The sequence below is a fragment of the Paractinoplanes tereljensis genome, from assembly GCF_016862435.1.
Classification (GTDB): Bacteria; Actinomycetota; Actinomycetes; order Mycobacteriales; family Micromonosporaceae; genus Actinoplanes; species Actinoplanes tereljensis.
In genome coordinates, this window is the sequence record NZ_BOMY01000022.1 from 155,163 (window position 1) to 167,503 (window position 12,341).

The window sequence follows — 12,341 nt, forward strand, 5'->3', positions numbered from 1 at the left end:
GCATTCTGTGCGGTTTCTAGAGGATGAACGTCACCTTTTCGATGTTCGATCCTCGTTAACCTCATGTTTCCCAAAGATGAACTCTAGGTAGTTTTTTAGCTACGCAGAGCGAACGGCCGGGTGCTTTGCACCCGGCCGTTCATGTGAGGTTCATCATTCCGTGGGTGGATCCACCAGCGGCCAGCCACCGGCCGCCAGATGCGCCGACACCCGGGCCACGTCGGCCGGAGTGGCGGTCTGCAGCATCGATTCGCTGATCAGCTCCTCGATGTCCGAGGCGCTGATCGGGTCCTCGGAGACGACCGACTGCTCGGCGAGTTCCTTGGCGATGCCGCGGATCTCGTCCTCGGTCAGCTTGCGGCGCAGCACCCCGAGCAGGGCCACGTAGTCCTGCCGCGGGACACCGGTCGGATAGCCGGCGCGCAGCCACTCCACGCTGCGCGTCAGAAAGTTCGAACGATCGCTCAACGCAGGCTCCCAGTCAGTGCTTGTCGATGATCGTCGGGTAGATGTGTTCGAAGCTCAAGGCCTTGCCGAAACCACTGGCCACGATGAACGTGATGCCCAGCGCGATGCCGAGCAGCACGATCGCGAAGAGCACCCAGCCCAGAACCGTGCCGATCGGCTGCGGCTTCGGGCCGGTGACGCCGCTCTCGTGCACCTCGGCCTCGCCGCCGGCCCCCCAGGCGAGGGACCGGATGCCCAGCGCGAACAGTAGTGGCAGCCCGGCCCCGAGGACGAGCCCCGCGAACAGCACCTTCCAGGCCCCTTCGAGGGCGAATCCCAGGTTGTCGCTCACGATGCACTCCCTGCGCCGGCGGGAACCTTCTCCGCGTCCGGAGCGCCTTCCCACTCGTCGTTGACGTTGTGGTGCCCGACCGGCTCCCGGCGGGACCGCAGGTACATGTAGACGGCCGCCGCGACCAGCAGCAAGAAGATCGCGATGGCCCCGCCCAGGCCGCCGATCAGGTCGCCGATGAACCACATGACCGCGCCGACGATGGCCGCCGCGGGCAGCGTGATCAGCCAGGCCGAGATCATCCGGCCGGCCACCCGCCAGCGCACCTGCGCGCCCGGCTTGCCGACGCCCGAGCCCAGGATCGAGCCGGTGGCAACGTGCGTGGTGGACAGTGCGAAGCCGAGGTGGCTGGAGGCCAGGATGACCGCGGCCGAGGCCGACTCGGCCGCCATCCCCTGCGGCGGCGCGATCTCGACGAGACCCTTGCCGAGGGTACGGATGATCCGCCAGCCGCCCAGATAGGTGCCGAGCGCGATGGCCAGGGCACAGGAGACCTTCACCCAGAACGGGATGTTCTTGGTGTCGGTCCAGTCCCCCGTCGCGATCAGCGCCAGGGTGATGACACCCATGGTCTTCTGCGCGTCGTTGGTGCCGTGCGCCAGCGAGACCAGCGAGGCACTGCCGATCTGGCCCCAGCGGAACCCGTTGTCGGTGAACCGCTGCGCGACCCCGGTGACCACCTTGTAGATCAGCCAGGTGCCGACCGCGGCGATCACACCCGCGATGACCGGCGACATGATGGCCGGCAGGATCACCTTCCCGACCACACCGTCGAGCTTGGATCCGTTGCCGTTCCAGTTGACCCCGGACCAGCCGAGGCCGGCGATGCTCGCCCCGATCAGGCCGCCGAACAGCGCGTGCGACGAGCTGGACGGCAGGCCCAGCAGCCAGGTGAGCAGGTTCCAGACGATGCCGCCGACCAGGCCGGCCAGCACGATGATCAGGAGTGCCTCGCCGCCGCCGGCGGTGAGCGACTCCTTGGGCGTACCGTCCGAATTCTGGATCTTCACGACGGCATTGGTGACGGTCAGCGCGACCTCGACCGAGAGGAACGCACCGATGAGATTGAGCAGACCGGAGAGGGCGACGGCCACCTTTGGCCGCAGCGCGTTCGTAGCGATGGACGTGGCCATCGCGTTCGCGGTGTCGTGGAACCCGTTGGTGAAGTCAAAACCGAGAGCGGTGATGACCACCAGGGCCAGAATGACCGTTGACTCTGTCACGACGTCAGCCTCTGCCCGTAAAGGTCAGACCTGAAAGACCCCTGAGCAGGGCAGATTAGTGTTCTTCCGGGGTTGGGACGCTGTTTACCGCCGGGAACAGCCGCTGCACGGCGGCGACGATCGCGGCCCGGCGCGCCGCCAGGAACGAGGCGCGGTCCTCGGTGGAGTCCAGGCCGACGTGCGGCTGGGCGGCCCAGGACATCGCGATCTGGTTGACGAAGACCAGGATGTCGATCGGGTCCCAGGCCGGATCCAGGTCGCCGGCCTGCTGTGCGGCTCGCAGCTGGTCGATCTTGCGGCGGATGGACAGCTGGAACGGGTCGTCGGGCTGGGGCGCGTCGGAGGTGACCTCCAGCTGCCCCCAGTTCATCAGGCGCAGGCGCTCGGGGTGCGCGACGAAGTAGTCGTGGATGCGGCCGGCGTAGCCCGGTAGATCGGTGGGGTCCAGCCGGGTGGCCTCGGCGATGGCCGCCAGCTCACGTGCCGCCACGAACCGGTAGAGGGCGTCCTTGCTGCGGTAGTAGGCGTAGACCCGTTCCTTGCTGGTGCGGGCGGCCCGGGCGATGCGTTCGATCCGCGCCCCGGCGATCCCGTGCTGGGAGAACTCGGTGGTGGCGGCCGCGACGATCCGGTCGCCGGTCGAGTCGGTCATGGTGACCATGGTAACCAACCGAACCGTTTGGTTTGGTGGCGGCACGTTGCCGGGGTAGCGTCCTCCGTACCGAACCGTTTGGTTTGACTCGGAGGAGCATCCCATGCAGCAGCGCACTCTCGGCCGGCACGGCCTGACCGTCTCCGCCCTCGGCTACGGCGCGATGGGCCTGCATCTCGCCTACGGCCCCGGCGACGAGCAGGAGGGCATCGCCACCATCCGGCGCGCCTACGAGCTCGGCGTCACCTTCTTCGACACCGCCGAGCTGTACGGCTGGGGCGAGAACGAGAAGGCCGTCGGCAAGGCGGTCCAGGGCTTCCGCGACGACGTCGTGATCGCCACCAAGTTCGGCTTCACCCACAGCTACGGCTTCGACAGCCGGCCCGAGCACATCCGCGAGGTCGTCGAGAACAGCCTGCGCTACCTCGGGGTGGACACCATCGACGTGCTCTACCAGCACCGGGTCGACCCGACGGTGCCGATCGAGGACGTGGCCGGCACCGTCAAGGAGTTCATCGACGCGGGCAAGGTGAAGTACTTCGGGCTCAGCGAGGCCGGGCCGGAGACCATCCGCAAGGCGCACGCGGTGCAGCCGGTCTCCGTCCTGCAGACCGAGTACTCATTGTTCGAGCGGGAGGTGGAGAGCCTCTTCCCGACGCTGAATGAGCTCGGCATCGGCTTCGTGCCGTACTCGCCGCTGGGCCGGGGCTTCATCACCGGCGCCGCCAAGCCGGCCAGTGAGTACGACGCTACCGACATGCGCCGCAACGACCCGCGCTGGCAGCCCGGCAACTACGAGAAGAACCTGGACGCCGTACAGCGGCTTGCTGATCTTGCTGCCACCAAGGGTGCGACGGTCTCCCAGCTCGCCCTCGCCTGGCTGCTCGCCCAGGGCGAGCACATCGTGCCGATCCCCGGTACCCGCACCACCGCCCGGGTCGAGGAGAACATCGGCGCCGCCGACCTGAAGCTCACCGACGCCGACCTCGCCGCCATCGCCGAGATCCTGCCGACCGGCGGGTTCGGCGCCCGGTACGCCGGTGGCAGCATGCCCACCTGGGTCTGATCGCTCATAAAGCGGGGCTCACCGCCGAAGGGGTCGGCGATGAGCCCCGCCGCCGACCTGTCGCTCCCCCGCCACCGCCGCACCGTCGAGGCGGGGCAGTTGATCGCGCGCGGCGCCGGCATCCTGTTCACCGCGATGCTGATGGCCGGTGTCTTCCGGGTCTTCCCGAGCGGGATGCCGGCCGGCCTGGTGGTGGCGTGCGCCGCGATGATCGCGCTGATGGCGGTGGCCCAGACCGCGGCCGTGGTCAACTACCGCCGCCCGACCGGCCCGCAGTACGCCTGGTGCAGCGCGGTCCAGGTGGTCTCCGACCTGGTGGTGATGTGCACGTTCGTGGCCGCGATGCGGGTCTACGCCAACACCACCACCTGGACCGCGCTGATCGTGCCGGTGGTCGCCGGGGCCTTGCGTTTCCGACTGCCCGGCGCCCTCGCCACCTGGGCGGTGACCTCGGCTTTCCTGCCGTTCGCGCTGCGGGTCGGCGGGCACACCATCGTCCCCGGCGACCTGACCTTCGCGATCCTGATCAACCTGGTCATCGCGTTCATCAGCGGCACCCAGTCCGGCGCGTTCGCCCGGCAGATCGGCGAGCTGGACGAGGCTCGCCGCGCGCTGGAGCACCAGGCCGGCCACGACCCGCTGACCGGCCTGCCCAACCGCACCCGCCTGGCCCAGTTCGCCGACGCCGAACACGGCCGCGAGCTGACGGTGCTGCTGCTCGACCTGAACGGCTTCAAGCAGGTGAACGACGAGCTGGGCCACGCCGCCGGCGACGAACTGCTGTGCGAGACCGGCCACCGCATCCGTGCCGCCCTGCGCGCCGGCGACCTGGCCGGCCGGGTAGGCGGCGACGAGTTCCAGGTGCTGCTCCCCCAGACCGGCCCGGCCGAGGCCGCCGAGGTGATCGCCCGCCTGCGCGCCGAGATCACCCGCCCGGTACCGGTAAGCGGCGGCCAGGCGACGGTAGGCGTCAGCATCGGCGCCGCCCACCGCCAGGCCGGCCAGGACCTCACCCTGGAAACCTTGGCCGCCCAGGCCGACCAGGCGATGTACCGGGAGAAGTCGGCGCTCAGGCCCGCAGGAACGTCAGGACGGCCAGCACCCGGCGATGCTCGCGCTCATGCTGGACCAGCCCGAGCTTCGTGAAGATCGACGTGACGTGCGCCTCGACGGTCTTGGTCGCCAGGTGCAGGTCGGCGGCTACCGCGGCGTTGGACAGCCCCTGGGCCATCAGCCCGAGCACGGCCCGCTCCCGGTCGGTGAGCGCGTCCAGCGGGTCCCGCTCGCGGCGCCGGGCCACCAGCCGGGCCACCAGCTCGGGGTCCAGGACGGTGTCGCCGCGGGCCACCCGCCGCACGTCGGTGCCGAACGCGGTGAGGTCGGAGACCCGGTCCTTGAGCAGGTAGCCGACGCCGCCGTCGAACTCGGTCATCAGCCGCAGCGCGTGGTGCACCTCGACGTACTGGGACAGCAGCATCAGGCCGACGCCCGGCGCCGACGCCCGGATCGCGGCCGCGGTCTCGATGCCCTCGGCCGCGAACCCGGGCGGCATCCGCAGGTCGATCACGGCGACGTCGGGCGGGTCGGCGCGCACCAGGCCGAGCAGCGCGGCCCCGGTGCCGGCCTGCCCGGTCACGGTGAACCCGACGTCGGTGAGGATGCGGGCCATCCCCTCGCGGAACAGCACGGCGTCGTCGGCCAGCATCACCCGCACGGAATCACCGTCCGCAGCCGGGTGCCGGCCGGCCCGCTCTCGACCCGCAGCCGGGCATCCAGCGTCGCCAGCCGGTCGGCGAGGCCCTCGAGGCCGCTGCCCGCTCGAACCTCGGCCCCACCGCCGCCGTCGTCGGACACCTCGACGACGAGGCCGCCCTCGGCGTCCTCGACCCGAACCGCCACCGCCTCGGCCCCGGAGTGCTTGGCCGCGTTCGTGAGGCCCTCGCTGACCACGAAGTACGCCGTGGACTCGACCTCGGTCGGCAACCGCCGCGGCACCGACATGGTCAGCCGCACCGGCAGCGCCGATCGGTCGGCCAGGAACTCGATCGCGGCCGCCAGCCCGTCCTGGGTCAGCACGGCCGGGTGCAGCCCGCGCGCCATCTCGCGGAGCTCGGCGATGGCCGCCAGCAGGCGGCGGCGTACCTCCTCGGCCCGCGCCCCGACCTCGGTGTCACCGGCCAGCCGCACCACCGCGCCGAGCTCCATCGCGACGGTCACCAGCCGTTGCTGCGCGCCGTCGTGCAGGTCCCGCTCCAGCCGCCGGCGAGCCGCGTCGCCCGCCGCGACCAGGCGCTGGGCGGTGGCCCGCAGCTCCAGCACCAGCCCGGCCTGCGCGGCCAGGTCCCCGACCAGCCGCGACTCCGCGGTGGTGACGGCCTCCCCCGGCGCTTTCGTCACCGTGATCGCGCCACGGAACCGTCCGTCGTGCCGGACCGGCGACACCGTGATCGCGCCACCGGACCGTCCGTCGCCCCTTTCTGCTGGCTGGACCGGCGCGGCCGGGCGGGTGGGCAGGTCGGCCAGGGTGCGCGGGCCGGGTGGCAGCGGCGTGCCGGGTGGCCAGATCGATGCCGCCCGGAGCTCGTCGGCCGGGCCGGTCCACAGCGTCACCTCGCGCGCCCCGACCGCGTCGGCGACGGTGCCGCAGATGCTGTCGAGCAGGCCGCCGGCCGGCGCGGTGAAGTGCGCGGACAGCCGGGCCAGAGCCTCGTAGGGGGTGGCGCGCCGGCCGTAGACGACCCGGTCGGCCAGCCGCTGCACACGCCGGCGCAGCGGCTCGAAGGCGACCGCCACTCCCCCGGTGGCCAGCAGCGACAGCAGCGTGCCGTACCCGTCGACCAGCCGGCCCGCGCCGGTCACGACCACGGCGTAGGCCGCGGTCACCAGCACCGCCATCGCGCCGAACACCAGCGACTTGTTGATCACCGGATCGATGTCGTAGAGCCGATACCGAAGGATCGCGGCGCCGGCCGCCACCGCGAGCAGCGGCGCGGTCAGCGTGCCCGGAACCGGCGACCCCCACACCGCCAGGCCGACCACCATCACCGCGGCCGACACCGCCGCCGCGTACAGGAACCAGCGCAGCTGCCGGGTCTCGTCCCCACGGGCCTGCCGCACCCGCACGACCACGCAGACCACCCAGGTCAGCTGGAACAGCAAATAGCCCACCGGCCGGGCGACCCGGTAGAAGGCGTCCGCAGCCGACTGCCCGGCCAGGTCGAACGGAAAGTCGGCAACCAGTCCGGTGCGGGGCCACTCGACCGGCCACAAGGCCGAGACCACCGACAGAACCAGCCCGATCGCGGCGAGGCCACCGACGACCGGCACCCACCGGCGGGACGGCAGCCGCCCGGTCGGGAAGCACATCACCGCCACACCGACAAGCACCAGCACGAGCGGCAGCGGCCAGACCCCGAACCAGCCGACCCAGGAAGCGCCCGGCAGCGGCCCGTCCCGCAGCCCGTACTGCCGGCCCGCGAACATCACCGCGTGCGCGGCGCCGACCGCCACGAACAACCGGCCTTCCCGGTTGTCCGGGCGGCGGCGCAGCACGTAGAACCCGACCGCGGCGAACGAGACGGCGATCAGTCCGTTGTGCAGGTTGCCGAGATGGAAGCCGAGCACGAGGCCACCGGCGACCAGCACCGCGGTCGCCGCACCCACCACCCAGCGCAACACGTCTGTATGGTGCCAGCGCGCGGCCCCGATGTGATCAGGGTTAACCCGGCAGTTGTCGAGGGCCGGCCCCGATGCCGGCCCGCTCCGGCTCGACGACCGTGAGCGACATGACTTCCACGCCCCTGGACCGCCTGCTCACCGGATCGCTTTTCGTCGCGCCCGCCGTCTACCTGACCGCCGACCTGCTCTACGCGACCCGCGGCTGGGACGATCCCACCGCCGCCGTGGTGCACGTCCTCGGCGCCGTCGGCTACACCATCGTCCTGGTCCGCCTGGTGACGCTGGGCGATGGCGTCCTGGCCGCCGTCCTGCTGGTGGTCGGCGCGTTCGGCGCGGCCGGTGACGTCGCCTACGGCTTCAACACCATCCACGTCTCGCTCGGCGACACCGACCTGGTCGACGCCACCGGCGCCGCCACCCTGATCAAGCCACTGGGCCTGTGCTTCCCGCTGACCCTGTTGCTCGGCGCGGTGGTCCTGCGCGGCAAGGCCCCGACCTGGGCGGTCACCCTGCTGGCAGTAAGCGCCCTGGCCTGGCCGGTGGCCCACATCGGTAACATCGGCTGGCTGGCCGTAGCGGTCAACGCCGCCCTGGTCACCGCACTCGGCGCCGTCGCGCTGCAGTCCCCGACCCGCCCGGCCGCGTCCGCGTCGCCATCGGCGGCAGCGATCCCGACGGCGGAGCCCGGCCGATCCGGCCGGTAGGCAGTCCCCGGCCGGGCCTGGGGGGCAGGCCCGGCCGGTGCGATCTCAGGCTGCCGGGGTGAGGACCACCTCGTCGGTGCCGGTTTGGGGTGGGGTTCCGGTGTCGGTGTAGGACGCCACGAAGACCGCTGTCAGGTTGGCGGAGCCGGCGTGGCCGGGGTCCAGGAACGTGGTTATCGAGCCGGTGCAACCGGACGATGTGGACAGTGGGTGGCCGTGCTGGTCGTGGCCGAGGATGTAGGTCACGGTTACCCGGGCGCAGTCGACCGGGGCGTCGTCGGTTACCGCCACCTGGTAGGTGACCGTGTCGCCGAAGCTGAACGGCTGGTCCTCGGTCGGGGTCACGAACCGCACGACCGGGGCCAGGGTGCCGACCGGGAGGATCACCTCGGCGCCGGCCGAGCGGCCGGTGCTGTCGGTGACCTTGAGGACCGGGCGGTAGTTACCGTTCGCGGTGAACGTGTAGCTGGCGTTGGGCTGCCGCGAGTCGACGCGGCCGTCGGCGTTGAAGTCCCAGGCGTACGCCAGCGGGTCGCCGTCGGGATCCACCGTGCCGGCGCTGGAGAACGCGACGGTGAGTGGCGCCTGGCCGCTTGTCGGCGTCGCCGACGCCTTGGGGATCGGGGTGCGGTTGCCGCGGACGTAGTCGATCCGCGCCAGCTGGGCGTCGGGGTTCTCGCTGAAGTAGCCGTCGCCGTATTCCAGGACGTAGAGCGCGCCATCCGGGCCGAACTCCAGGTCCATCGGGTTGTCGAAGACGATCTCCGGGAGCACCGGGTCGACCTGGGTGACCTGGTGGCGGCGGTCGAGGTGGAAGGCCTTGACGTAGTCGCGGGTCCACTCGGCGAACAGCGGCAGGCCGTCGAACGTCTCCGGCCACTTGACCCGCGAGCGCAGATGACGGTCGAAGTTGTAGGCCGGGCCGCCCATCGGGCCGATACCGCCGGTGCCCAGTTCGGGCCAGGCGGCGGTCACGCCGTACGAATAAATGACCTCGGCCTTCTCCACCGGTGGCAGGTTGCGCAGGCCGGTGTTGTGCGGTGACTCGTTGACCGGCTTGGCGCAGTTGAACGGGGCTCCGGAGACGCCGGTGGCGAAGTCGTAGTCGACGTACGGCTGGTCGGGCGCGACGCAGTACGGCCAGCCGTAGCTGGCCGGTTTGTCGATCGCCATCCAGCGGCCCTGCCCGGCCGGCCCGCGCGCCGGGTTGGCGACCTGCGCGTCGGGCGAGTAGTCGGCCAGGTAGACCACGTCGGTCTCCGGGTCGACGGTGAACCGGAACGGGTTGCGCAGGCCCATCGCGTAGATCTCGGCCCGGGTCTTCGGGGTGCCCGGCTTGAACAGGTTGCCGCGCGGGATGGTGTAACCGCCGTCCCGGCCGACCTTGATCCGCAGCAGCTTGCCGCGCAGGTCGTTGGTGTTGCCGGCCGACCGCTGGGCGTCGAAGACCGGGTTGCGGCCGGCCCGCTCGTCGATCGGGGCGTACCCGTCGGAGAAGAACGGGTTGCTGTCGTCGCCGGTGGACAGGAACAGGTTGCCATCGCTGTCGAAGTCGATCTTCCCACCGACGTGGCAGCACATCCCCCGATCGGTGGCGACCTGCAGGATCTTCTGTTCCGAGCCCAGCACCAGGGTGTTCCCGACCAGCTTGAACCGGGACAGCTGCAGATAGCCCTTGAACCGGGCGAAGTCGGCGGCGGTGCCGGTGGACGGCGCGTCGCCCTCGTTGACGGTCGGCGTGGTGGGATCGTCGGCCGGCGTGTTCAGCACCGGTGAGTAGTAGATATATACCCATTTATTTCGGGCGAAATCCGGGTCTACCGCGATGCCCTGCACGCCTTCCTCGTCGTGCAGATACACCGGGATGGTGGCAGCGAGGACGTTGCGGCCGGTCGACGGCTCGTGGATGCGGACCGCGCCGTTGCGGGCGGTGTGCAGCACCCGCCCGTCGGGCAGCACGGCGAGCGCGATCGGCTCACCCGGGAAGTCGTTGAGGGTGACCTTCTGGAAGTCGGAAGCCGGCGGCAACTCATGGCCCGGATGGGCCAGGGCCGCGGTCGGCACGGCCAGGAGGGCCGCGCCAACGAAACCAACCAGTCCGGTACGGCGGAACATCAGAACCGCAACCCGGCCAGGTAGTTGTACCCGACCCGGGCGGTGTCGAGCGCCTGGGCCGGAGTGCGCGGCGGCGACCCGGCGTCGTCCCGTTCGACGATGTACTCGATCAGGCCGGCCTCCCGCGAACGCGCGAAGATCCGCCCGAAGTCGATGAGCCCGTCGCCGGGGTCGGCGAAGCTCGCGTTGATGTCCAGGTCCTTGACGTGGACCTGCTTGATCCGGCCGCGGTGCTCGCTGATCAGGTCGACCGGGTCGTGCGCGCCCCGGAACGCCCAGAACAGGTCGACCTCGAGGTGCACGTTTCGCGGGTCGGTCTCGCCGGTGAGGATGTCGAAGCCGGTCAGCTTCGTCCCGGTCTGCCGGAAGAACTCGGCGTGGTGGTTGTGGTAACCGAAGTCGAGCCCGGCCCGGCGAGCCAGGGCGCCGGCCCGGTTGAGGTCGGCGGCGAACGCGCGGTAGACGGCGGCGTCCCGGATCGGTCCGGTGGGGCCCTGCCCGAAGAACGGGTGGACGATGAACTTGTTGCCGACGATCGCGGCGTCCTCCAGCGAGCGCTGCCACGCGGACGCGTCGAACGGCTGCGGGATGCCGACGTGGCCCGAGGTGGCCCGGATGCCGGCGTTGTCGAGCGCGGCCCGGAACTGGGCGGCGGTGCGGCCGACGAAGCCGGCGTGCTCGACCCTCGTGTAGCCGATCTCGGCGAGCTCGGCGAGGCTGGCCTCCAGGTTGACCTGGAGCTGATTGCGCAGCGTGTAGAGCTGCACGCTGATCTGGTCGCGCGGCACTCGGTGAAGTTTCCCGCCGGCCGAGGCTGCTGACGGGGTGGCAAGCGTGGTGGCGGCACCGGCGGCTGCGGCGGCACCGAGGAGTTGGCGGCGATTCATTGACGCTCTCCTTTGAACGGCTATCCGGGCAGATTACCGAGAAGTTTCGTCCACAGTGAACCCAAGTTTCTTCATATCCAGCAAAAGTTCTCGAAGTCTCGGCAAAACTACGCAGAGTAATTTTTTTGCGGAGATGCAACGTATTACTGGGTGCGGCACGTCTTTTACCGTGAAGCGCCGGAGCCCCCGGGGGACAAGTGAACAACGAATGCTTGAGGGGACCGGAAATGAGCCTTACCGGATTCGAGGCGATCACGCCCGAACAGCGCGACGAATTCCAGCAGGAGGGGATTCTGCTGATCCGCGGCGCGCTGACCGAGGAGCACCGGGCCCGTCTCGAGGAGGCGGTCGACCGGGTCTACGCCGACGAGCGGCAGGCCGGGCGGCTCAAGTCCGACGGCACGCTGCACATGCTCGGCTTCCTCGACCGGGACGAGGAGTTCGGCGAATTGCTGACCCAGCCGAGCACGTTCCCGTACATCTGGGGGCTGGCCGGCTGGAACATCTACTCGCACCACAACCACCTCGACGTGACGCCGCCGTCACCGCAGGAGGAGGCGCCGGCGTGGGGCTGGCACCAGGACGGGTACCGGCAGAATTCGGACCCGGAAGCCCTGGTCGGCGACCCGCGCCCGATGCTCTCACTCAAGGTGGCGTATGTCCTGTCGGACCTGTCGCGGACCGGCCGGGGTGCCACCAAGGTGATCCCGGGCAGCCACCTGCGCAACACCCTGGAGCGCACCGAGGGCGACCCGCGCGGCACCGTCGAGATCACCGCGAACCCGGGCGACGCCTTCGTCTTCGACCGCCGGCTGTGGCACTCGCGCTCGGTCAACCGCAGCTCGGTGACCCGCAAGATGCTGTTCGTCGGCTACACCTACCGGTGGATCCGGCCGCTCGACGACATGCCGGTCGACAAGGACGGCGCGTGGTGGGCGAACCGCACGCCGGTCCAGAAACAATTGCTCGGCGAAGCAACCCACACCGCCAATCACTGGGGTGTGAATTGGGACGGATACATCGACGAGAAGATCCCGCTGCGGCACGAATTGCAAACGCGCGGCCTGCTCGACCGAACAATTCCGTGGCTCCGATAGCCAAACACGGAGCGTAGTCTCGACGGCCCACCCGGGCCAAGAGTAGGGCCGGCGAGCAAGCCTCCCACCCACGGTCCGCCAGCCCCCTGGCGGTCAAAGGTGGGGAGGCCAGGCCGGGCC

Annotated in this window: 12 protein-coding genes; 4 read left to right on the forward strand and 8 right to left on the reverse strand. The window is 70.4% G+C overall.

Annotated features, from left to right (window positions below; translation table 11 throughout):
- Positions 1-153: 153 nt before the first annotated feature.
- From Ate02nite_RS15930 to Ate02nite_RS15945, 4 genes are read right to left on the reverse strand one after another with little or no spacing between them, the layout of a single operon-like run.
- Positions 154-468, reverse strand: coding sequence for a DUF3349 domain-containing protein (locus Ate02nite_RS15930; protein WP_203806105.1), 315 nt, complete (start codon positions 466-468; stop codon positions 154-156).
- A 13-nt stretch (positions 469-481) separates the two neighbouring features.
- On the reverse strand, positions 482-799 hold the full coding sequence (locus Ate02nite_RS15935) for a hypothetical protein (protein ID WP_203806107.1): 318 nt from the start codon (positions 797-799) through the stop codon (positions 482-484).
- Entirely contained in the window at positions 796-2,022 is a 1,227-nt protein-coding gene (locus Ate02nite_RS15940) for an inorganic phosphate transporter (protein ID WP_203806109.1), read from the reverse strand. Before Ate02nite_RS15940 ends, Ate02nite_RS15935 begins: the two co-directional genes overlap by 4 nt.
- A gap of 55 nt (positions 2,023-2,077) precedes the next feature.
- Positions 2,078-2,674, reverse strand: a complete 597-nt coding sequence (locus Ate02nite_RS15945; protein ID WP_203806111.1) for a TetR family transcriptional regulator — start codon at positions 2,672-2,674, stop codon at positions 2,078-2,080.
- 103 nt (positions 2,675-2,777) lie between these two features.
- Between Ate02nite_RS15945 and Ate02nite_RS15950 the strand changes: the two genes are divergently transcribed.
- On the forward strand, positions 2,778-3,740 hold the full coding sequence (locus tag Ate02nite_RS15950) for an aldo/keto reductase (protein WP_203806113.1): 963 nt from the start codon (positions 2,778-2,780) through the stop codon (positions 3,738-3,740).
- A gap of 39 nt (positions 3,741-3,779) precedes the next feature.
- Complete coding sequence (locus tag Ate02nite_RS15955) at positions 3,780-4,886, forward strand: GGDEF domain-containing protein (protein ID WP_203806115.1); 1,107 nt, start codon at positions 3,780-3,782, stop codon at positions 4,884-4,886.
- Here Ate02nite_RS15955 and Ate02nite_RS15960 read toward each other — a convergent pair.
- Both Ate02nite_RS15960 and Ate02nite_RS15965 read right to left on the reverse strand, forming a co-directional pair.
- On the reverse strand, positions 4,810-5,454 hold the full coding sequence (locus Ate02nite_RS15960; protein ID WP_203806117.1) for a response regulator transcription factor: 645 nt from the start codon (positions 5,452-5,454) through the stop codon (positions 4,810-4,812). The genes Ate02nite_RS15955 and Ate02nite_RS15960 overlap by 77 nt on opposite strands.
- Positions 5,445-7,418, reverse strand: a complete 1,974-nt coding sequence (locus Ate02nite_RS15965; RefSeq protein ID WP_203806119.1) for a sensor histidine kinase — start codon at positions 7,416-7,418, stop codon at positions 5,445-5,447. Before Ate02nite_RS15965 ends, Ate02nite_RS15960 begins: the two co-directional genes overlap by 10 nt.
- 107 nt (positions 7,419-7,525) lie before the next feature.
- Here Ate02nite_RS15965 and Ate02nite_RS15970 point away from each other — a divergent pair, with 107 nt between their 5' ends.
- Complete coding sequence (locus Ate02nite_RS15970; RefSeq protein ID WP_203806121.1) at positions 7,526-8,122, forward strand: hypothetical protein; 597 nt, start codon at positions 7,526-7,528, stop codon at positions 8,120-8,122.
- A 45-nt stretch (positions 8,123-8,167) separates the two neighbouring features.
- On the opposite strand, the gene Ate02nite_RS15975 is transcribed toward Ate02nite_RS15970, so the two are convergent.
- Both Ate02nite_RS15975 and Ate02nite_RS15980 read right to left on the reverse strand, forming a co-directional pair.
- Complete coding sequence (locus Ate02nite_RS15975) at positions 8,168-10,237, reverse strand: PQQ-dependent sugar dehydrogenase (RefSeq protein WP_203806123.1); 2,070 nt, start codon at positions 10,235-10,237, stop codon at positions 8,168-8,170.
- Positions 10,237-11,124 (reverse strand): sugar phosphate isomerase/epimerase family protein, encoded by an 888-nt coding sequence (locus Ate02nite_RS15980; protein ID WP_203806125.1) that lies wholly within the window; start codon positions 11,122-11,124, stop codon positions 10,237-10,239. The genes Ate02nite_RS15975 and Ate02nite_RS15980 overlap by 1 nt, the downstream gene beginning before the upstream one ends.
- Before the next feature lie 227 nt (positions 11,125-11,351).
- Here Ate02nite_RS15980 and Ate02nite_RS15985 point away from each other — a divergent pair, with 227 nt between their 5' ends.
- Positions 11,352-12,221, forward strand: a complete 870-nt coding sequence (locus tag Ate02nite_RS15985) for a phytanoyl-CoA dioxygenase family protein (RefSeq protein ID WP_203806127.1) — start codon at positions 11,352-11,354, stop codon at positions 12,219-12,221.
- Positions 12,222-12,341 lie beyond the last annotated feature (120 nt).